The organism is Convivina praedatoris, from assembly GCF_933208495.1.
Lineage (GTDB): Bacteria > Bacillota > Bacilli > Lactobacillales > Lactobacillaceae > Convivina > Convivina praedatoris.
In genome coordinates, this window is record NZ_CAKOET010000001.1 from 171,972 (window position 1) to 192,200 (window position 20,229).

At 41.5% G+C, this 20,229-nt stretch carries 21 protein-coding genes; 19 read left to right on the forward strand and 2 right to left on the reverse strand.

The window, feature by feature from the left end; genetic code table 11:
- Positions 1 to 3: 3 nt before the first annotated feature.
- The 4 genes from glmU (at position 4) to M4974_RS00870 (ending at position 3,994) form a co-directional block, all read left to right on the forward strand.
- Complete coding sequence (glmU, locus tag M4974_RS00855) at positions 4 to 1,380, forward strand: bifunctional UDP-N-acetylglucosamine diphosphorylase/glucosamine-1-phosphate N-acetyltransferase GlmU (protein WP_248715708.1); 1,377 nt, start codon at positions 4 to 6, stop codon at positions 1,378 to 1,380.
- Positions 1,381 to 1,451: 71 nt separating this feature from the next.
- A complete protein-coding gene (locus tag M4974_RS00860) occupies positions 1,452 to 2,057 on the forward strand; it encodes a YdhK family protein (protein ID WP_248705620.1) in 606 nt (201 codons plus the stop codon).
- Positions 2,058 to 2,073: 16 nt separating this feature from the next.
- Positions 2,074 to 3,417 (forward strand): dihydrolipoyl dehydrogenase family protein, encoded by a 1,344-nt coding sequence (locus M4974_RS00865; RefSeq protein ID WP_248705619.1) that lies wholly within the window; start codon positions 2,074 to 2,076, stop codon positions 3,415 to 3,417.
- 76 nt (positions 3,418 to 3,493) lie between these two features.
- A complete protein-coding gene (locus M4974_RS00870) occupies positions 3,494 to 3,994 on the forward strand; it encodes a hypothetical protein (protein WP_248705618.1) in 501 nt (166 codons plus the stop codon).
- A 7-nt stretch (positions 3,995 to 4,001) separates the two neighbouring features.
- Here M4974_RS00870 and M4974_RS00875 read toward each other — a convergent pair whose 3' ends face one another.
- Positions 4,002 to 4,259: a hypothetical protein gene (locus tag M4974_RS00875; RefSeq protein ID WP_248705617.1), complete on the reverse strand. Its 258-nt coding sequence runs from the start codon at positions 4,257 to 4,259 to the stop codon at positions 4,002 to 4,004.
- Positions 4,260 to 4,622: 363 nt separating this feature from the next.
- Between M4974_RS00875 and xseA the strand changes: the two genes are divergently transcribed.
- The 5 genes from xseA (at position 4,623) to recN (ending at position 9,538) form a co-directional block, all read left to right on the forward strand.
- Positions 4,623 to 5,909, forward strand: a complete 1,287-nt coding sequence (gene xseA / locus M4974_RS00880) for an exodeoxyribonuclease VII large subunit (RefSeq protein ID WP_248705616.1) — start codon at positions 4,623 to 4,625, stop codon at positions 5,907 to 5,909.
- Positions 5,893 to 6,117, forward strand: a complete 225-nt coding sequence (locus M4974_RS00885) for an exodeoxyribonuclease VII small subunit (protein ID WP_248705615.1) — start codon at positions 5,893 to 5,895, stop codon at positions 6,115 to 6,117. The genes xseA and M4974_RS00885 overlap by 17 nt, the downstream gene beginning before the upstream one ends.
- Complete coding sequence (locus tag M4974_RS00890) at positions 6,110 to 6,988, forward strand: polyprenyl synthetase family protein (protein WP_248705614.1); 879 nt, start codon at positions 6,110 to 6,112, stop codon at positions 6,986 to 6,988. Before M4974_RS00885 ends, M4974_RS00890 begins: the two co-directional genes overlap by 8 nt.
- Positions 6,985 to 7,806, forward strand: coding sequence for a TlyA family RNA methyltransferase (locus M4974_RS00895; RefSeq protein ID WP_248705613.1), 822 nt, complete (start codon positions 6,985 to 6,987; stop codon positions 7,804 to 7,806). Before M4974_RS00890 ends, M4974_RS00895 begins: the two co-directional genes overlap by 4 nt.
- A gap of 61 nt (positions 7,807 to 7,867) precedes the next feature.
- Positions 7,868 to 9,538 (forward strand): DNA repair protein RecN, encoded by a 1,671-nt coding sequence (gene recN / locus M4974_RS00900; protein WP_248705777.1) that lies wholly within the window; start codon positions 7,868 to 7,870, stop codon positions 9,536 to 9,538.
- Between the two features lie 42 nt (positions 9,539 to 9,580).
- Here the strand turns inward: recN and M4974_RS00905 are convergent, their stop codons facing one another.
- Positions 9,581 to 10,888 carry an NCS2 family permease gene (locus M4974_RS00905; protein ID WP_248705612.1) on the reverse strand — a complete coding sequence of 436 codons (1,308 nt, stop codon included), beginning with the start codon at positions 10,886 to 10,888 and terminating at the stop codon, positions 9,581 to 9,583.
- Between the two features lie 280 nt (positions 10,889 to 11,168).
- Between M4974_RS00905 and pepA the strand changes: the two genes are divergently transcribed.
- The 10 genes from pepA (at position 11,169) to ntdP (ending at position 20,217) form a co-directional block, all read left to right on the forward strand.
- Positions 11,169 to 12,239 (forward strand): glutamyl aminopeptidase, encoded by a 1,071-nt coding sequence (gene pepA, locus M4974_RS00910; protein ID WP_248705611.1) that lies wholly within the window; start codon positions 11,169 to 11,171, stop codon positions 12,237 to 12,239.
- On the forward strand, positions 12,239 to 13,414 hold the full coding sequence (locus M4974_RS00915) for an FtsW/RodA/SpoVE family cell cycle protein (RefSeq protein ID WP_248705610.1): 1,176 nt from the start codon (positions 12,239 to 12,241) through the stop codon (positions 13,412 to 13,414). Before pepA ends, M4974_RS00915 begins: the two co-directional genes overlap by 1 nt.
- Positions 13,411 to 13,713, forward strand: a complete 303-nt coding sequence (locus tag M4974_RS00920) for a YlbG family protein (protein WP_248715709.1) — start codon at positions 13,411 to 13,413, stop codon at positions 13,711 to 13,713. Before M4974_RS00915 ends, M4974_RS00920 begins: the two co-directional genes overlap by 4 nt.
- A gap of 1 nt (position 13,714) precedes the next feature.
- A complete protein-coding gene (rsmD, locus tag M4974_RS00925) occupies positions 13,715 to 14,275 on the forward strand; it encodes a 16S rRNA (guanine(966)-N(2))-methyltransferase RsmD (protein ID WP_248705608.1) in 561 nt (186 codons plus the stop codon).
- 11 nt (positions 14,276 to 14,286) lie between these two features.
- Positions 14,287 to 14,763: a pantetheine-phosphate adenylyltransferase gene (gene coaD / locus M4974_RS00930; RefSeq protein WP_248705607.1), complete on the forward strand. Its 477-nt coding sequence runs from the start codon at positions 14,287 to 14,289 to the stop codon at positions 14,761 to 14,763.
- Positions 14,764 to 14,869: 106 nt separating this feature from the next.
- Positions 14,870 to 15,508, forward strand: coding sequence for a ComEA family DNA-binding protein (locus M4974_RS00935; RefSeq protein ID WP_248705606.1), 639 nt, complete (start codon positions 14,870 to 14,872; stop codon positions 15,506 to 15,508).
- The gene (locus M4974_RS00940; protein ID WP_248705605.1) at positions 15,505 to 17,799 is read left to right on the forward strand and encodes a DNA internalization-related competence protein ComEC/Rec2; all 2,295 of its coding nucleotides are present in this window, start codon (positions 15,505 to 15,507) and stop codon (positions 17,797 to 17,799) included. Before M4974_RS00935 ends, M4974_RS00940 begins: the two co-directional genes overlap by 4 nt.
- Complete coding sequence (holA, locus tag M4974_RS00945) at positions 17,768 to 18,772, forward strand: DNA polymerase III subunit delta (protein WP_248705604.1); 1,005 nt, start codon at positions 17,768 to 17,770, stop codon at positions 18,770 to 18,772. Before M4974_RS00940 ends, holA begins: the two co-directional genes overlap by 32 nt.
- Before the next feature lie 20 nt (positions 18,773 to 18,792).
- Positions 18,793 to 19,599 (forward strand): RecX family transcriptional regulator, encoded by an 807-nt coding sequence (locus tag M4974_RS00950; protein ID WP_248705603.1) that lies wholly within the window; start codon positions 18,793 to 18,795, stop codon positions 19,597 to 19,599.
- Between the two features lie 48 nt (positions 19,600 to 19,647).
- The gene (ntdP, locus tag M4974_RS00955) at positions 19,648 to 20,217 is read left to right on the forward strand and encodes a nucleoside tri-diphosphate phosphatase (RefSeq protein WP_248705602.1); all 570 of its coding nucleotides are present in this window, start codon (positions 19,648 to 19,650) and stop codon (positions 20,215 to 20,217) included.
- Positions 20,218 to 20,229 lie beyond the last annotated feature (12 nt).

Genomic DNA, 20,229 nt, shown 5'->3' on the forward strand with positions numbered 1-20,229 from the left:
ACCATGAAGAAAGTAAATGTTGTAATCTTAGCGGCTGGAATGGGATCGCGGATGCATTCAGGTTTACCCAAAGTTTTACATCAAGTGGCCGGTAAACCGATGATTGACTGGGTATTAGATGCCGTTGAGCCATTACAACCAGATAAATTGATTACTGTTACGGGCGTTGGGGCTGAAGCAGTTCAAGAACATATAGGCAATGACAGTCACTTTGTGGTGCAAGAAAAGCAATTGGGCACAGGTCATGCTGTTCAACAGGCCTATCCAGAATTAAAGAATAGTGAGGGGGTTACCCTGATTATGGCCGGTGACACACCGATGTTTCGTACTGAAACCCTAAATGAATTAATTCAGGAACATGAACGTGGTAATAATGCGGTCACGGTGTTAACGGCCGATGCTCAAGATCCAACTGGTTATGGCCGGATTGTCCGTGGCGATGATGGTTTAGTTTTAAAAATCGTTGAACAAAAAGATGCCAGCGTTACTGAACGTCGGATTCATGAAATCAATACCGGAGTTTATGTTTTTAATAATCAGCTTTTGTTTAGTGCTTTGGCTGAAGTTAAAAATGATAACGTTCAGCAAGAATTTTACTTGCCGGATACGTTGGATATTTTGCGGACTCAAGGCTACCAAATCGGTGCTCATCAAATCCAAGATTTTACTGAGTCTTTGGGCGTTAACGATCGCGTAGCCTTGTCTGTGGCTAACCAGGTGATGCGCCAACGGATTAACCGTCGACATATGCTAGCGGGAGTGGAGTTTATTGACCCCCAAACTGTCTACATTGATGACCAAGTGGAAATTGGGCAGGACACGGTCATTGAAGGGAACGTTAGTTTGCAGGGAAACACGGTGATTGGTCAGGCTAATCACATTACAACGGGAACAGTAATTAAAGATAGTCAAATTGGCGATAACAATGTGATTACCAGTTCTCATATCGAAGAATCAACGATTGCTAACGAAGTGACAGTTGGGCCAAATGCTCATTTGCGGCCTAAAAGTCACTTGGCAGATCAAGTGCATATTGGTAATTTTGTGGAAGTTAAGGCGGCTGAGATTGGTCGTGGTACCAAGGTAGGACATTTGACCTATGTAGGCAATGCAACGCTGGGTGAAGATATTAATATTGGCGCTGGAACTATTTTTGTTAACTATGATGGTGTTAATAAATTTCAGACGATGGTCGGTGACCGAGCCTTTATCGGATCTAATACTAAGATTATTGCCCCAGTTAAAATTGCTGAAGAAGCTATTACTGCGGCTGGTTCAACCATTACTGAAGATATTGAAAGACACGCTATGGGGATTGCGCGTTCCCGTCAAACGAATAAAGAAGATTTTTGGCAAAAAATGCCACATAAAAAGGGATAGGGGACTGTCTCTTTTTATATATCTTTGTGATAAAATATAAACTATACCAATATAACAAAAAGGAGCATAAAATGAATAAAAAAATAATGTTGGGTGTGGTGTCAGCTCTAGTAGTTGTTATTGCTGGGGTAGTGATTACGTTGCAATCTAATGCTCACCAAAAAACCAATCAAACTAAAAAAGAACAAAGTATGTCGGGGATGAACATGTCTTCGGATAGTATGAAAATGTCATCAAGTAGTACGATGCAGATGAAAATGGATGGCAAATTACCAGAAGGTTTAGCTACTGCTCAAGACCCTAAGTACAAAGTTGGCCAAGAAATTACCTTAAAGGCTACTCACATGGCCAACATGAAGAACGCTAAGGGAACTATCGCTGCAGCCTATGATACGAAATTATATGCTGTTGACTATATGCCAACTGATGGTGGTTCAATGGTTAAGGACCATAAGTGGTTAACGATGATTGATTTCACCGATAAAATGGCCCATAAGGTCGGCGATGAAGTGACCTTGGATAGTGATCATATGGCTGGTATGCAGGGTGCTAAGGCTAAAATTGTGCAGGTTGAAAACGGTCCAGCTTATGCGGTTAATTATCAGCCAACTAATGGTGGTCAAAAGGTTATGAATCATCTATACTTAGCCCAAGATGAGATTGAAGCGCGTAACTAGTTAAAGGTGGATAATGATGGATTTTTCAGTATTATATATTGGTAGCGGTCAGGCAACTTGGAATGGTGCCGTACCCTTGGCTAAGGCAGGAGTCAAAGTTGGTGTAATTGAAGAGAGCCAGTATGGGGGCGTTTGTTCCAACAAGGGGTGTAATGCCAAAATTATTTTGGACAAACCCATTGAACTAGTAGAACGCATCAAGGCCATGCAAGGGCGTGGCTTAGATGGAGTTCCTAAGATTAATTGGGCTGACTTAATGGCTCATAAACATGAACTAATCGTCCCCCAAGATCATCATGGCAAACAGCGTCTAGTTGACGCTGGAATTACTACAATTACTGGCCGAGCTGAGTTTGTAAATGCTCATACGGTTGTTGTTAATGGGCAAGAATATACGGCGGATAAGATTGTCATTGCCACAGGATTGCGACCTCACCGACTAAATATTCCTGGTAAGGAGCTGTTCCACGATAGTACCGATTTCTTATCATTAGCTCAATTACCAAAGCATATGACGATTTTGGGCGGTAGTTTTGTGGCCATTGAATTTGCAACGATTGCTAGTGCCTGTGGTGTTAAGGTTGATGTGATTACCCGAGGAGATCGAATTTTACGTCAATTTCCAGCGCAGTATGTCGCCTTGGTTAAGGCTGATTTGAAAAAGCAGGGTGTGCGCTTTATTCCGAACATGACCATTAACTCAGCACAATCAGCTGGGCAGGAAATCTTGTTGGAGGGTATGCATGAATTTAGTCTAACAACTGATTATGTCCTTGATGCTACTGGCCGGATTCCAAATCATGATCGGCTGAACTTGGATGCTCTTGGTGTGGCCTACACCGATAAGGGCATTGTCGTTGATGACAATTTGCAAACCAACGTTCCTGGTATTTATGCTGCTGGGGATGCAATTGACAAAAAGACGCCTAAGTTAACCCCCACGGCTGCCTTTGAATCCCGTTACTTAGCCGCTAAGTTTATGGGTAAAAATAATCAACCAATTCACTATCCGGTGATTAGTGAAATCGTCTTTACTTCACCTCGGATTGCTCAAGTAGGGGTTGCTTTGGATGAAGCCTTGGCTAATCCTGATCACTATGACGTTAGTCAGGTCAGCTATGATGGGGATTGGTTCCGTCAGGTTGAAAATGAAAATGGGGCTTACCTATCATTGATTTTTGATAAGCAGGCCAATGACCAACTAGTTGGTGCAGCGGAATTATCACATGAAGCTGATAATACAATCAACACCTTGGTACCTTACATTCAAATGAAAATGACACGGGAGGCCTTAAATGATTTAATTTATGTCTTCCCTTCAATTGAATATACTTTACAACGACGGTTACCCTTAGTATAGTGATTAGAGGTAAATGGGCGATTGTTTGAACAGTGTGACCTCGGCCGCACTGTTTTTATGTTGAAAGGGTTCGTAAATGCAAATCTCCGGTGAAAAAATGTTAGCCGTTATAGAAGCACAAGACTATTATCAAGAGGCATTAACTGTGGCCGATGGTCAGGCCATTGAATTGGATCAACTGTTTCAAAAAGTTGATGAACATTTGATGGATGCCCAGCTAATGTCAATTAGTTTGGCAGTAAATGGCGGGGTCAGTGAAGGCGGAACCACGCTGACCTTAGAGAGTAATGTCATTAACCTGCCTTTGCGTTATCAAAATCAATTAAAAAAGCTAGTCTATGTTGAAGAAGACTATGATGTTAATCTGTATATGTACATTGAAAATATGGATGTGAGTCAGTCCCACTTTAAGATTGCTAAAGTCAGCTCGGTTACTGCTTATCATGATGATTTAGCCGGTGGACAAGTTAAAATTTCGCAATGGTTTGATGAACAGTTAGCACACATTGTTGAGGTTCAAAAGCAACTAGCTACCGAAGAAGCAGCTGAAAGAGAAGATCAAAATAAAAAAGCCTAAGTTCAAGTTAATCTTCGACTTGAATGCGGGCTTTGAGGTGAAAACGCTGATTGTCTTGCGTAAAGGTAGCTTGTAAGGTTGGGTTGCGTTCCTGTCCTTGAACGCTTTCGAGGACTCCTAAATCTAGAGCAGTTAGGAGCGCTTGAGCCAGCGCTTTTTTACTTGGTTGGATTGAGTCACTGAGTAAAAAATCATCAAAATGTTGATGGGTGCGCTCGCCCTGCTTTTGTAGGGGTTGGATTTGGATATCAGTTAGTTTAATCATAGCTTTATTTTAACTGAGAAATTAGGCTGGATAAAGGACTGGCCTTCAGCAATTTAATCTGTTATAATCAAAGTATGCGATGAGTCGAACGCGTTATTGAAACGCGATCAGCGGCCTACTGTGTTCAATCACAAATCTCGGATTAGGTGTAGGTGGTAACGAAATTGTGGAATTCCGTTATCTCACCATGACTATCAGTGGTAACACTGAGGTGACGTTACTTGTTTGATTGAAGTTTACTTTAATCACGCCCGTCGGAGCGTATCTGGCATGCCAAACTAACAGCTAACTTTCGAGTTAGCTGTTTTTTATTTTGCAGTGCCAATGGGACTGGTATAATAAAAATACGACAAGGAGGGTCCCATGGCCGACAAAAATCAGTACTTAAGCGTCAGTGCTTTGAGTGCCTATTTAAAATTAAAATTTGATGCGGATCCTTACTTGGGCAAGGTTTATCTAACCGGTGAGATTTCTAATTTAGGAAACCGGCGGGGACGTCATCTGTATTTTTCCATCAAAGATCCAGAAGGGCAGGCAGTCATTAAGGCCGCCATGTTTTCTTATGCCAGTCGCTTAAAATTTAATCCCGAAGAGGGCATGAAAGTTTTAGCCATTGGTCGGGTTCAATTGTACGAACCGAATGGTTCCTACTCAATCATCTTGGATGAAATGAAGCCCGATGGGATTGGCGAATTGTTTTTAGCCTATGAACAGTTAAAGCAGCGCTTACAACAAGAAGGCGTTTTTAGCCATCCTAAAAAGCGTTTACCGAATTATCCTAAAAAAATTGCTGTTGTTACCTCGCCCACCGGAGCGGTGATTGAAGATATTGCCAAAACCGTAGCACGTCGGTTTCCAAAAGCTCAAGTGGTTTTATTTCCAGCGATAGTGCAAGGAGATCAGGCAGCCCCATCGATGATTAAGCAGTTAAATCGGATTGATGGTTTGGATTTTGATGTCTTGATTATCGGTCGTGGTGGTGGATCCATTGAGGATTTATGGGCCTTTAACGACGAGGCATTGGTACGAAGGATTAGTGAATTAAGCCTGCCTGTAATTAGTTCAGTGGGGCATGAAACCGACAATACCTTAACTGATTTAGTTGCTGATTGTCGGGCGGCCACGCCAACTGCTGCGGCTGAATTAGCTACGCCGATTAATCAACAGCAGTTAAAACAACATATTAATGATTTACAAAATCGTTTGTTGGCAGCCACCAGTCAGACCATCCGTCAGCGACAAATCTTTTTAGACCAACTAGTTAATCGGCCAATTATGCGCCAACCTGATCGCCTATATACTGTCTATCAGCAACGGGTTGATGGTCTCTATGAACGAATGGTTCGGGTTTGGGCGCATCGCCTACAAGTTAATCGCAATCAATTGAGCAATTTACGACAGCGCCAGGAACAACTAGGACGCCATCTATTGCAACCTCAGCAAGAAAAGTTAGCCATGTTAGCGACTAAATTAAACCTAGTTAGTCCATTGACGATTTTGGGTCGCGGGTATGCCATTGTGCAAAAGGACAATGCGACTATTGTTCATAGTATAAAGGATCTAAAGGTTGCCGATGAGGTTGATTTACGCTTGGCCGACGGTCAAGTTCGGGCTGAAATTACAGGAGTAGAAAATGACAGAAGCAAATAGTTTTGAAGATAAATTAAAACAATTAGAACTAATTGTAAGTGCACTAGAAAAGGGTGATCGACCCTTGGAGAGTGCCCTGACCGATTTCCAACAAGGAGTTGTTTTAGCTAAGGAATTGCAGACCACTTTGAAAAATGCCGAAGATACTTTGGCAAAGGTAATGGATGATGAGGGCCAATTAAGCGATTTGGCGTTAACCAATGAATAAATTTAGTCAGTTTAGCCAAGAGTGGCAACCTAAAATTAACCAAAAACTAGCTGACGACTTGGTATTAATTTCCCCATCAAGAAATAATACTGAAATGCAGCCGATGTTAGCCTATGCATTGTTAAATGGAGGAAAACGCCTGCGTCCCCTATTAACTTTGGCCGTTTTACAAAGTTTTCAAGCTAAAATTAGCCCAGATGATTTACGGGTAGCGACCATGGTGGAGTGGGTGCATAGCTATTCATTAGTTCATGATGATCTACCAGCTATGGACAACGACCAGTACCGACGGGGGCAACTTAGTGTTCATGCTAAGTTTGGTCATGCCAATGGGATTTTAGTGGGGGATGCGCTCTTAACAGCAGCTTTTCAGGTTGGAACGTTAGCCAGTAGTATTAATCCTAAGCGGCTCTTAAAAGTAATCAATAGTTTAGCCCTGCGAGCTGGTGTGACCGGTATGGTTGGGGGTCAGTTTTATGATATGCAAAACCATCAAGGACAAGCAATTACTAAAGAATGGTTATTAGACAAGGTTTATCAACCCAAAACAGCAGCTTTGATTAGTCATGCCCTTTTGGCTGGTGGGTACTTGTTGGATTTGCCAGCTGCTGATTGTGATTTACTACGACAGTATGGTGAAAATTTTGGTTTAGCCTTTCAAATTCAAGATGATCTTGATGATTATCAACAGGATGCTGACGAAGAGATTGCTTCCTTGCCACATTTAATTGGGGTGGCAGCGACTCAGTCCGTCAAGGCTAACCTGCTAAGTGATGCCCGTTTTTGTTTGAGGAAATTGGCACAAAGTCACTTGAATTTTAACGCTGAGTTATTGGATCAATTTTTACAGCAATTGGAGAATAAGTCGTGAAGGTAGAAAAAGAGCGGGTTGATATCCTCTTAGTTCAACAGGGATTATTTAGTTCACGCGAACAGGCAAAACGAGCTGTGATGGCTGGTCAAATCCTGGGTGAAAATGAAGAACGATTGGACAAGGCCGGACAAAAGATTCCAGTGATCACTAGTTTGCACTTTAAAGGTGAACGCTTACCCTATGTTTCCCGGGGTGGGTTAAAATTGGCCAAAGCCATTGAAGATTATGATTTGAAGTTGCAAGATCAAATTGTTTTAGACATTGGTTCATCAACCGGTGGTTTTACGGATGTGTCGCTTCAAAATGGGGCTAAACGCGTTTATGCCTTAGATGTCGGGACCAATCAGTTAGTATGGCAATTACGGACGGATTCGCGGGTGACCGTCATGGAAAACACCAATTTTCGCTATGTTCATTTGGCTGATTTTCAAGATGGACAGCCAACCTTTGCGACCATTGATGTTTCCTTTATTTCGCTGGGCTTAATTTTGCCAACCTTAGATCAGATTTTAAGTCAAGCCGGTCAGGTAGTTGCTTTGATTAAACCGCAATTTGAAGCTGGTCGCGAATCAGTCGGTAAGCATGGGATTATCAAGGATCCAACCGTTCATTTGGCTGTATTAAAAAAAGCTTTGCAAATGATGATTGATAATCACTTTACGGTGCAGGGACTAACTTTTTCACCGATTAAGGGCGGACAAGGAAATATTGAATTTTTGGCCTTGTTGCAGCACGCTTCCAAGGCTCAAATTAATCCGGGTATTGATCCACAAGAAGTCGTTAATTTGGCCCATAGCCAGTTAGACCAACAATAAATCTACTGCTAGTTCGTACTATTAATAAGAATGTCTAAAACGAGAAAGGTCGGTGGTTAAAATTTTAACGGAATTAATCATTGAAAATTTTGCCATTATTGATAAAGTCGATTTAAAGTTAGACGAGGGGATGACGGTTTTAACCGGAGAAACTGGAGCAGGAAAGTCAATTATTATTGATGCTCTATCGATGCTAGTTGGCGGTCGGGCCAATTCAGGAATGATTCGTTTGGGTGCTCAAAAGGCAGTATTACAAGCCATTTTTGATTTAAACAACCCAGACGGTCAACTTTTGGCCTTGTTAAGTAGTCAAGGAATTACAGTTGATGATGACCAACTAATTATTTCCCGGGAGTTTAATTTAAAAGGTCGTAATACCATTCGCATTAATGGGATGGTTGTCAATCTTAAAACTTTGGCGCAAGTGGGCCGCTATTTAGTCGATATCCAAGGTCAACATGATACCCAGCGCTTGTTGGATGCCGATGAGCATTTACCCCTTTTGGACCAGTACGCTGGGGAAGAGTTGATGCAAGTAAAGCACCAGTATCAGGGGATTTTTAAACAATTTAAACAATTAAATCAGCAAATTAATGATTTAAAGCATAATCAACAGGCGACTAATCAACGACTTGATCTCCTAAGGTTTCAGCAAGAAGAACTTAGTCAGGCGGCTTTACAAGCTGGTGAAGAAGACGAGTTATTAGAGCAGCGGGTTAAGTTACATAATTTCAAAAAGATTGCCGATAGTTTGCAATTGGCACAAGAAATTTTAAATGGGAACAGTGAGATTAGCCTAGTTGATCAGCTAGGAACGGCTAAAAATGCGGTTGATACAGCCAGTGGTTTTGATGGGGATTATCAAAATCTAAACCAAACCTTAACGGATAGCTATTATGCCATGCAAGAAGCCAGTCGTGATTTAAACGAGCGTCTTGATAGTCTAGCATTTGATGAAAGTGCTCTTTTGGCCATTGATGATCGTTTACAGTTAATACACCAGTTAGAACGTAAATATGGTAACAGTGTCGCTGAAATTTTGGCTTACCAACGCCAGGTAGAAAAAGAATTGGACGATTGGGATAGTAGCGGTTTGGATTTAGGTCAGTTAACTGAAAAAAAGGCCGCTCTTAAAGAGCAAGTTCAATTTGCAGCCCAACACTTGCATCAATTACGCCAGGCGGCTGGCGAGCAACTAGCCCAGGAAGTGAATCAACAATTGGCTGATTTATTAATGAATGAGGCCTTGTTTGAGGTTCAGTTAACGCCAATTGATGGCTTTTTACCCAGCGGTAATGATCAGGTGAGTTTTCATGTTAGAACTAATCTAGGCGAAGCCATGGCTCCGTTGGTTAAAATCGCGTCGGGTGGGGAAGCTGCTCGATTGATGTTGGCTTTGAAAACGGCCTTAATTGCCCAAGAACCGGTTGAAACGGTTGTTTTTGATGAAATTGATACCGGTGTTTCGGGCCGGGTAGCCGGCGCGATTGCTAGCAAGATGTTGGCAATCGCTCAGCGTTGTCAGGTCCTAGCCATTACCCATTTGCCACAGGTGGCTGCAGCTGCTGATCATCATTACTACATTGAAAAGCAGGCCGTGGCAGAACGCACGATTACCCAGGTAGAACTTCTAGATGAACCTGGCCGTCAAACGGCGTTAGCTCGGATGTTATCGGGAGATCAAATTACCGAGGCAGCCTTAGAAAATGCACGCGCTTTACGACAGCAATAAAAAAAGCCGTTAGCTTATAAGCTAACGGCTTTTTTATTAGGGCTAGGCATCTAAGGCAAAGAGAAAAACTAAGAAGACTAGGGCCAAAACATACATCAATGGGTGGACTTTTTTAGCCCGGCCAGTAACAATCATTGTAATCGGGTAAACGATGAAGCCCAAGGCGATACCGTTTGAAATTGAATAGGTTAATGGCATACCAATTACAATTAAGAAACATGGGGCGGCAATGGCCAAATCCTGCCAGTGAATTTTACGTAGGTTTTCAGCCATTAAAATACCAACGACAACTAGCGCTGGAGCGGTAACCTGCGAGGTAACAACGGATAGGAGTGGCGAGAAGAAGAGCGATAGGAAGAAGAGGCCGCCCGTAACGACACTGGCAAAACCAGTTCGACCACCAACGGCAATCCCAGAAGATGATTCAACAAAGGCTGAAGTTGGGGAAGTACCAATTACGGCCCCCACGGTCATACCAACCGCATCTGACATCAAGGCCCGTCCGGCTCGAGGCATTTGATTATCCTTCATAAAGCCAGCTTGTTCAGCTAAACCAATCAAAGTACCAGCTGTATCAAAGAAAGTAACTAATAGGAAGGTTAAAATAACAATAACCATTTGTAGGGAATTGATTGTACCTAACGCATGGATACTAGCACCCATCGTTGGGGATAAAGATGGTGCTGGGGCCACAATTGAGTGGGGAAGCTTAATAATACCGGTCGCAATTCCTAATAGACTAGTTAAAACCATACCGATAAAAATCGAGGCCGGAATTTTACGGCTCATTAGCACCAAAGTCACCACGATTCCAAAAATTGATAGCAAGGTGGTTGGGGTGCTGAGGTGTCCTAAGGAAACCATTGTATCCTTGTTAGTGACAATTAAACCGGCGTTATGCAAACCGATAAAGGCGATAAAGAGGCCAATTCCAGCCGCAATGGCGACTTTTAAATCCTGCGGGATGATGTTGATGATCTTCTCACGGATTTTAAAAAAAGTAATTAAGAGGAAGATGATGGCGGCCACTAAAATACCAGCCATGGCTGTTTGCCATTTAATGCCCATCCCCAAAACCACTGAGTAGGAGAAAAAGGCGTTAACACCTAGCCCTGGTGCTACGGCAATTGGATAACGAGCGACAATTCCCATAAAGAGGGTAGCAATCCCCGAAGCAATGGCCGTTGCCGTAAAGACAGCGCCGGCATCCATTCCAGCAACTGACAAAACGGTTGGGTTAACAAATAAAATGTAGGCCATGGCGACAAAGGTTGTTAAACCAGCAACAGTTTCAGTTTTGTAGGAAGTCTTTAATTCCCTAAACTGAAAATAACGCGCAATTGATGACATAAAATCCTCCCAGATTTGGTTACAAGACTACCTAACTAGTGTAACAATAAAAGCTAAGATATGTTGGTTTTTTTCGTGAAATAAGGTTATTTTTTGATTTTTAAGATAAAAATATAGATATATTACCTTAAAACAAGAATTATATATAAGAATAGTTCGTGTTTTACTTTGTATTCGAGTTAATTACTATCAGAAACTTACAGTGTCTTTTGTTTTCTACTTTCGGCCTAGGTTATAATAAGAGACAGAAAAGTTTAACTTAAATAAAGGAGTCGGTGAAATGGAAGACAGAACCTGGCAACGCATTCAAAAATATACCCAACTGCAAGGTACGTCTGGCCAGGAAGCTAACATTGCCCAAGCCTTTCGCGCTGACTTAACCCCCTTAGTGGATGAAGTTAGTCAAAACGGTTTAGGCGGAATATTTGGTGTGAAAAATAACCAGTCGACTGGGCCGCGGGTGATGTTTGCAGCTCATATGGATGAAGTTGGCTTTATGGTCAAGGATATCTTGCCCACTGGGACCATCCAAGTGGTTGCCTTAGGGGGGTGGAATCCGTTAGCAGTCAGTTCACAACGTTTTAGCCTTTTTACTAAAAATGGGATTTATCCAATTGTTAGTGCTTCAGTTTCACCCCATTTACTAGCAAAAGACCAAGCAATCACGGGTCTAAAAATTGAAGATATGATTTTTGATGCCGGTTTTGTCGATCAAGCCGAAGCCTATGAATTTGGGGTGCGCCCCGGTGATTTTATAGTACCGGATACCCAAACAACCATGTTGGCTAATCAAAAGCGTGTTGTTTCTAAAGCCTGGGATAACCGTTTTGGTCTGGTGACGCTGTTAGAAGCCTTGACTCAGCTGCAAGGGGTGGCAACACCCAATACTTTGATTATGGGGGCTAACACTCAAGAAGAAGTAGGCCTTCGTTCAGCAACAGCTGGAGTGGAACAAATGCGTCCAGATATTTACTTTGCGGTGGATTCGAGTGCTGCTGATGATAATCGGGGTGCCCAGAGTCATCAAGGTAAGTTAGATCAAGGAACCTTGTTGCGGGTCTATGATCCGACTCTGGTAACGCCGGTGCGTTTGAAGGAATTTTTGCTATCAGTGGCTGAAGATAACCATATCCCTTATCAATACTTTGTGTCTCAGGGAGGCACTGATGCTGGTGCAGCTCAAAAGGCCTTACAAGGGGTGCCTTCAGTTGCTTTAGGAGTGGCATCACGCTATATCCATACCCATGAAACGGTTTGGTCGATTGCTGATTTTGAATCAGCTCAGGCCTTTGTGGTAGCGATTGCCAAGAATTTAGACCAAAGTAATTACGAACTAATAATGGGTAAGTGATGTTTAAAAAATTACAAAAATTAGACTACTGGATTGCCGTTCCCTACGCGACTTTAAGTGCTATTGGGGTCGTAATGGTTTTTTCGGCGAGTGAAAATATCTATACTAGTCCGCTCTTCAATTTTTTAAAGCAATTACTATTTGTTTTACTAGGTTGGGGGATGGCTTTTTTAGCCTTTCATTTTAGCCAAAAAGAACTTCGCCGACCTTCATTTTTAAAATGGTCGATGATTGTGACGATTATTTTGTTGATTTTCGCGCGTTTGGCACCTGAAATTAACGGGGCCCACGGATGGATTCAAATCTTTGGTTTTACAATCCAACCGGTCGAATTGGGTAAGGTGATTTTAATTCTCTACTTTGCTGATCTTTTTGCTCGATATCCTTGGCATCAAGAATTAAGTTTGGCGCAGCAATGGCGACGCTGGCGGCCCCACATAACCACTCTTTTTTTACCGTTAGTTATTTTAGTTTTAATTACGATCATGCCGGACTTGGGTAATTTGGCGATTACCTTAGGAATTATCGTGTTATTGTGGATGGCTTCGGGCGTATCTCGCAAAGTAGCATTTTGGCTGATTGTTTTAGGTGCGTTGTCCTTCATTTTTTTACCAGAAATTATTCAACTCTTTCATCTGGGAACAAGTCATTCCTATGCTATTCGACGGTTAACTAATTTCGTTGATCCTTGGGCTAACATCGACCAAAGTCGGCAGTTACTCTATAGTTATTATGCTGTGGCCCATGGTGGCCTGTTTGGGGTTGGCTTGGGCAACTCCCTAATTAAGCCCTATTTACCAGAGGCCAATACTGATTTTATTATGGCCGTAGCGACAGAGGAATTAGGTGCTTTAGTTGTTTGTGCAGTTTTAGTTTTCCTATTAGTGTTAATTGGTCGCCTGTTATACTTAGCCATTCGTCAGGGAGAACAATATCGTCGCCTGTTTTTGGTTGGTGTATCGGCCTTGCTCCTCCTACAAGCCTTTGTTAATCTGGGTGGTGTAATTGGCCTCTTACCAATTACGGGGGTGGTTTTCCCCTTTATTTCGGGTGGTGGATCATCATTTATTGTCTTCAGTGCCTCGATTGGCTTTGCTTTAAATATTGCCGCTAAAACTAAGCAACCTTTGCAACCCAATCCCCAAGATGTAATAGCTCAAAAGGATTATCGATGACATTTGAAATACAGGCACGTCGTGCCATTTATGTTTACTTAAGAAATTTAAAAAACGTCAATCAGTTAAAAAAGTTTGGTCAGGTACTCTATATTTCCGAAGCCATGAATTTGGTTGAACTTTATATTAATGAAGATCAGGTAGAATCCTTGGTCAAAAAATTACGACAGTATCGCTTTGTCAAGCACATTAAAATTTCACCACGTCCTGATATTAATCCGGATTTAGAAAATAAGCACGATGATGTTTTCTTTGAAGATTACAGTGATGAAGTTAATAAGGTAGAGGAGCAGGATTAACATGCGCGTAATTGCCGGAAAATTTAGGGGCTTGCATTTAGAAGCTGTCAAGGGTTCCAATACTCGTCCGACGACTGATAAGGTTAAAGAAGCGATGTTTAGCATGCTGATGCCGTATTTATCAGGTGGTCAGGTACTGGATTTATACGCTGGTACAGGTGGTTTAGGTATTGAAGCAGTCTCGCGAGGAATGGATCATGCGAGTTTAGTTGATCGTAACTTTCAAGCCATTCAAGTCATCACTAATAACGTTGCTAAGTTGCATGCACCGGACTTATTTACCATCATCAAAGCACCAGCTAAGGCGGCTTTGGGCCGTTTGGCTCATGTCGGTAAGCAGTTTGATTTGGTTTTAATGGATCCGCCCTATGCTAAAGAGACGATTGCTAATGATTTGGTAGCCATGGCTAACCAAAATTTGCTTAAACCAGAAGCAATTATTTTAGTGGAAAGTGATCAAGCGGCTCAGTTGCCTTTGGATAGTGATAACTTTCAGCTCTTAAAACAAAAGCAATACGGAATTACCTATGTAACGCTTTATCAATATTTAAATCATAAGTAAGGTATATAAGAATGAGAAAAGCAGTTTTTCCAGGAAGTTTTGACCCGCTTACCAATGGGCATATGGACATTATTAGGCGTGCTAGTCAGCTTTTTGATGAGGTGATTGTAGCAGTTGGAACCAATACTAATAAGGCTGGATTATTTACTACCCAACAGCGTCTGGACCTGGTGACAGAGGCCGTAGCTGACTTACCAAATGTCAGTGTGGGGGCCATTGCTGGGCTAACAGTTGATTTTATGCAATCTAAGGATGCAAAATACATTATTCGAGGCCTCCGGAATTGTAAAGATTTTGAGTATGAACGTGATATTGCTGGGGTTAATAGTGTTTTAGCGGAAGTAGAGACAGTACTTTTGTTGGCTCGGCCGGAAAATCAAAATATTTCTTCTTCGATGGTCAAAGAAATCGGTAAGATGGGGGCTAAAAATATGAATCAATTTGTGCCGCCGATTGTCGTAAAGGCTTTGGAAGAACAATTTAAATAAGAATCATTGAACTCCTCAACTTGAGGAGTTTTTTTATGCTGATTTTTAACTTGTGATAGTTTTGAAAACTAAAACCGTACTATCTAGTAGAAAGGTGAGGTAGCAAATGGCATTTTTACAGGTAAGTTGGCAATGGTTGCAAGACCATCAGCGTTTAGCATTAACGGCTGTGATTAGTTTTATGAGCATCATGGTTTTAGTAACTTGGGCGACTGTTAGCACTAATAGGCAACCGGTGGTTCGGCCCAGTAAAGCTAATGTTGAGACGGCTAGTTCAGCTGATGCAACCAGTCGGGTTAGTGCTAGTCATTCAACGGCGATTACCGTTGATGTCAAAGGAGCAATCGTTCATCCGGGCCTTTATCATTTGAAAGAAAATCAACGATTGGCCGATTTAATTCAAATAGCAGGGGGATTAACAGCTCAAGCCGACCAACGACAAATTAATTTAGCCCAAAAATTGAGTGACGGGCAGGCGATTTATTTAGTAAGTCAGGGAGACAGTCCAGTGAATCCTGATTTTAGTGCCAGTAGCGCAACGAATAGTAGTACAGGAACAGTCAATTTAAACACGGCCAGTTTAGAGATGTTGCAGCAATTAGACGGGGTTGGCGCTAAAAAGGCCGTAAAGATTATTGCCTATCGGAATAGTCAGCATGGTTTTAAGAAGATTGAAGAATTAAAAGAAGTGGAAGGAATCGGGGAAAAACGATTTGAAAAATTAAAAGCTAAGGTTAGTGTATGACTACTAGGGCAGACCAATATATGCTCTTAATCAGCTTATGGATTGCTTGTATGAGTGGGCTGATATTTCAATTCAACGGGCTAACCGTCCTTTTAGCTAGCCTGGTTTTGGCGTTGCTTATCTGGCAAAAATCGCTATCCTTGTTCCTTTGGGTTGGCTTGTTCAGTTTGATAGTTGGCTTGTATTTTGTCAGTCATCAAGTCCAATTACAAGATCAAGTTCGTCAAAGTTATCCATCAACTGGGACTTATCGCGGACGGTTAATACCTGATGAGTTAACAGTTGATGGTCAGCAGTTAAGTGGTCTAGCCCATTTTAAAAATGGCCAAACAGTACGTTTTTTCTGTCAAATTTCCAGTCAAAATCAGCAGAAGAATTGGCAGACTAATCAACAAGTACTGGATTTTGAGGCTCAAGGAAGTTTGTTGGCCCTGGAAGCACCCAGTAATTTTAATCAGTTTGATGGACAATTCTATGCCAAAACGCAGGGAATTACCCATCAATTGCAGGTTAAAAATTGGCATGTGAAACCGGTTGAAAGTGCTAATTTTTGGGATAGCCTCATTTTTAAATTGCGGACTTGGCATACCAGCTTGTTAAATCAAGCCAATCAATTACCCCGCCCGTTAAGTTATTACACCCAATCCTTAATCTTGGGGGCCAACTCCCAAGAACTTTATGCCGATAATCCCGGTATTTCGACCATGGGCTTGATTCATTTATTTAGTGTGTCTGGTTTTCAAGTTAATTTACTGACTAGTATAGTTTTTGCAATTACCAAGCGATTGGGTCTTTTGTATGAACTGGTAGCGGGATTATTAATGGTGTTGTTACCTTTATATTTTATTTTTTCCGGTAGCCCGGCAATTCTCATTCGGGCAATTGTGGCTGGAGAACTAGGTTTATTGGTTAAAATAACCCCTTGGCGTATTAACCGCGTTAAGATTTGGTCAATTAGCTTGGTGAGTTCACTTATAATAGCACCTCAATTACTATTAACGTTAGGTGGCCAGCTGTCCTTTGCTTTAACTTTTGGCCTACTACTTGTCAAACAATTAACGACTTGGCAACGTAATCTCTGGTTAGGCTTGATTTCTTTTCCATTAATTGTTGCCCACCAATTCACCTGGCATATCTTACAAAGTTTAGTTAATTTAATTGCTATACCACTTTTTGAAATAGTCATTGTTCCCACAGTTTTAGTCGGATATCTCGGTCAGGGATTGCCCTTGATTAGTGGCTGCTGTAATGTCATATTAAGAATTTTTGCCAATTTGATTGATTTTTCTGCCACCTTGCCGGGAAATTTTATAATTGGTAAATTTCCCTGGGTGTTTAGTATTGCCCTATTTTTAGTAGGTTGGTTTGTTTATCATGCCAATCGAAAAATTAGTTGTGGGGCTAAAATAATTTGGGTTAGCCTCTTATTACTGGGTTATCTTAGTGTTCATTTTCCATATCAAGGCGAATTTACGACCTTTGATATTGGGCAAGGAGATAGTGCCTTGATTCGAACGCCATGGAATCAAAGTGTCACCATCATTGACACAGGCGGTAAAGTTGAATTTGGCAATCAGGCACCTTGGCAGCTGCGTCACTATCAGCGTTCACGAGCAGAGATGGTGATTGTCCCTTATCTTCATAGCTGTGGGATTGGCCAAATTGATAATCTTGTATTGACCCATCAAGATCAGGACCATATTGGGGATGCTCAGGTGCTTTTGCAACAATTTAAAGTTAAGAATGTAATTATTCCCGCCGGTATGGAAAAACAAGTGGCATATACCAAAAAGATTAAGCCGTATCTGGGGAAAAGTCGCTTAATTTTAGCGACTAATCAAACCCATGTAGATAATTTACCCCTGCAATTCGTCCATCCTTTTCAAGCTGGTCGGGGAGAAAATGAGGATTCTTTAGCCCTGTATGGGCAACTGGGGCCAAACAAGATTTTTACCGCCGGTGATTTAGATCGTAAAGGTGAACAGGCGATTGCTAACCAATATCCAGAGTTAAAAGTCGATATTATTAAATTTGGACACCACGGCTCTAAAACGGCTACTGATGATCAAGTAATAGCTCGGTGGCAGCCAGCAGTGGGGATTATTTCAGCTGGTCGCAATAATCGCTATCATCATCCTCACTTAGAAACCCTAGAAACGGCTCAGCATTATCATATTGGCCTCTTCAATACGCAAAATAATGGTATGGTAAAATACGTGTACACTAAGTATCATAGTCATTTTGAGGTGAAATTGAACGATGAAATTAAGTCAGCTCCAAGAGCAAATTAAACAGGATAGTTTAGCCAGTTTATACTTGGTTGAAGGTCAAGAAGGGGCTTTGTTGGATCAATCTCGCCGCTTGTTTATGCAAACTATCCCAGTTGATCAGCAGGACTTGAATTACAGCCACTACGATTTAGCAGAGGACGTGGTGGATGGCTTACTAGATGACTTAGCCTCCCTGCCTTTTTTAGGGGAACGTCGGTTAATTATTGTTGACAATCCAATTTTTTTATCACCTAAAGTTAAACTGCCAAATACTGCCGAAAAGCAATTTTTGGATTTAATTCAAAATCCAATCCCCGGTAATATTTTAGTGTTGATGGCTAATGATTTAAAATTGGATCAACGTAAAAAGATTACAAAAAAAGTGCTTGCTCAATCTGAAAAAATTAGCTTACCGCTTGTTGCCGAAGGACAGATACGTAGTATTATCATGCAACGATTAACTGCTCAGGGTTTTAATATTGATGATATGGCGCTAAAGGAATTATTGCTGAGAACGAATGCTTCGTACACCGATATTATGGCTCAACTGGATAAGTTAAAAGCTTACGCAAAAGATTCCCGTCAAATTGATTTGACAGCCATTCAAGGTTTGGTACCTAAAAGTATTCATGCCCATGTTTTTGATTTAACTGATGCGGTCATGCGAGGAAAGGTAGCTGAGTCCCTCCACTTATACCGGCAACTGGTTTTAAATGGGGAAGCTCCTTTAAAAATTAATACCCTTTTGCTGAATCAGTTTCGTCTCTTACTCCAAGTAGCAGGACTGACGGGTGATCAGGCCAGTAAGGCACGGACGTTAAATGTCCATCCCTATCGAATTAAATTAGCGCAAGCTTCTTTAAATAAGTATCGGCCCAGTCAATTACGGACGGGGTATTTAGCACTTCAATCAATCGAAATTGCTTTAAAAAGTTCACAGGCTGATCCCGCCCTACTCTTTGAAGAATTTATTTTAAAACAGAACCAACAATAAAAGTTCTAGTAGGAGATGACATGCCTAAAATAACGAAAATCGCTACCCAAAAACGGGTTGGCCGTTATAACGTTGAAATTGATGGGCGTTTCGCCTTTGGTCTGATGGAAAGCACCTTGGTTAAGTATGGTCTGGTTAAGGAACGAGAACTAACGCAAGAATTGATTGCGGCCATTAAACATGATGACCAAGTTGCACGAGCATTAAAAATGGCTCTAGATTACCTAGGGCCGACCATTCGGACGGTTCATCAGGTTAAAGAGCGTCTGCTGAACAAAGAGATTGATGCTGACATTGTGGCAGAAGTGGTTGAACAACTCCTAGCTCAGCAATATTTGGACGATGCTGATTACGTGCAACACTTTATTGCCACTAAAAAAATCATTAACCCCAAAGGCCCCCTGATAGTAGCTCAAGAATTAAAACGGGCTGGTGTAGCTGAAAATCTAATTCAAGAGGGGCTCTTGAATTATTCAACCAGTGACCAAATTGAAATCGCTACTAAAATTATTGACAATGCCCAACGTAGTTATCAGCGGGAATCAAGTTACGGTCGAAAACAAAAGTTGATTAAATTACTAATGACCAAGGGTTTTTCGTATGAAATTGCCCAGCAAGTCTTGGAAGAAAATGATTGGCAGGTTGATACTGAACAAGAGAAATTAAACCTTATTCGTCAAGTGGAAAAATTAACCCATCGTTATCGAAAGGAAACGCCATCGGCTCGAAGTTATCGAATTAAGCAGCAATTATACGCCAAAGGTTATCAAGGAGATTTGATTGACTGGGTGCTCAGTGAATCAGTCGATACTAGTGACGATTTTTAAACTATGGTATAATCGAAATGGAATTTTTTTCGGGAAAGTTGGATTAGCATGGTTGTTGATAAACCAAGTCGCGGTCCCCGCGAAGGCGATGTCATCACGATCAAAAGCTATAAACATGACGGCTCCCTGCATCGTACTTGGCGCGATACGATGGTATTAAAGACTAGCGAAAATGCGATTATTGGTCTAAATGACCATACCTTAGTTACTGAAGATAATGGTCGCCGTTGGGTGACGCGCGAGCCAGCAATAGTATATTTCCATAAGAAATATTGGTTTAATATTATTGCCATGATTCGTGATAATGGGGTTTCATATTACTGTAATCTAGCTACCCCCTATGTGTTAGATAAGGAAGCCTTGAAGTATATTGATTACGATTTAGATATCAAGGTTTTTCCTAGTGGTGAAAAGCATCTATTAGATGCCGATGAATATGCCACCCATAGTCAAAAATGGCATTATCCACCTGAAATTGATCGGATTTTAAAGGATCATGTCAAAATTTTAGTAGATTGGATTAATGAAGGTAAAGGACCATTTTCGCAAGGTTATATCGACGTTTGGTATGCTCGTTACCAATATTTGATGCAGCAGCGGTTAAATGATCGTCGTTGACAAAAACACGCA

Bases quoted from the DNA above. Each gene is read 5' to 3' on its own strand.
- glmU (WP_248715708.1), top strand. From the start codon at position 4: ATGAAGAAAGTAAATGTTGTAATCTTAGCGGCTGGAATGGGATCGCGG.
- M4974_RS00860 (WP_248705620.1), top strand. From the start codon at position 1,452: ATGAATAAAAAAATAATGTTGGGTGTGGTGTCAGCTCTAGTAGTTGTT.
- M4974_RS00865 (WP_248705619.1), top strand. From the start codon at position 2,074: ATGGATTTTTCAGTATTATATATTGGTAGCGGTCAGGCAACTTGGAAT.
- M4974_RS00870 (WP_248705618.1), top strand. From the start codon at position 3,494: ATGCAAATCTCCGGTGAAAAAATGTTAGCCGTTATAGAAGCACAAGAC.
- M4974_RS00875 (WP_248705617.1), bottom strand. From the start codon at position 4,259: ATGATTAAACTAACTGATATCCAAATCCAACCCCTACAAAAGCAGGGC.
- xseA (WP_248705616.1), top strand. From the start codon at position 4,623: ATGGCCGACAAAAATCAGTACTTAAGCGTCAGTGCTTTGAGTGCCTAT.
- M4974_RS00885 (WP_248705615.1), top strand. From the start codon at position 5,893: ATGACAGAAGCAAATAGTTTTGAAGATAAATTAAAACAATTAGAACTA.
- M4974_RS00890 (WP_248705614.1), top strand. From the start codon at position 6,110: ATGAATAAATTTAGTCAGTTTAGCCAAGAGTGGCAACCTAAAATTAAC.
- M4974_RS00905 (WP_248705612.1), bottom strand. From the start codon at position 10,888: ATGTCATCAATTGCGCGTTATTTTCAGTTTAGGGAATTAAAGACTTCC.
- pepA (WP_248705611.1), top strand. From the start codon at position 11,169: ATGGAAGACAGAACCTGGCAACGCATTCAAAAATATACCCAACTGCAA.
- M4974_RS00915 (WP_248705610.1), top strand. From the start codon at position 12,239: ATGTTTAAAAAATTACAAAAATTAGACTACTGGATTGCCGTTCCCTAC.
- M4974_RS00920 (WP_248715709.1), top strand. From the start codon at position 13,411: ATGACATTTGAAATACAGGCACGTCGTGCCATTTATGTTTACTTAAGA.
- rsmD (WP_248705608.1), top strand. From the start codon at position 13,715: ATGCGCGTAATTGCCGGAAAATTTAGGGGCTTGCATTTAGAAGCTGTC.
- coaD (WP_248705607.1), top strand. From the start codon at position 14,287: ATGAGAAAAGCAGTTTTTCCAGGAAGTTTTGACCCGCTTACCAATGGG.
- M4974_RS00935 (WP_248705606.1), top strand. From the start codon at position 14,870: ATGGCATTTTTACAGGTAAGTTGGCAATGGTTGCAAGACCATCAGCGT.
- M4974_RS00940 (WP_248705605.1), top strand. From the start codon at position 15,505: ATGACTACTAGGGCAGACCAATATATGCTCTTAATCAGCTTATGGATT.
- holA (WP_248705604.1), top strand. From the start codon at position 17,768: ATGAAATTAAGTCAGCTCCAAGAGCAAATTAAACAGGATAGTTTAGCC.
- M4974_RS00950 (WP_248705603.1), top strand. From the start codon at position 18,793: ATGCCTAAAATAACGAAAATCGCTACCCAAAAACGGGTTGGCCGTTAT.
- ntdP (WP_248705602.1), top strand. From the start codon at position 19,648: ATGGTTGTTGATAAACCAAGTCGCGGTCCCCGCGAAGGCGATGTCATC.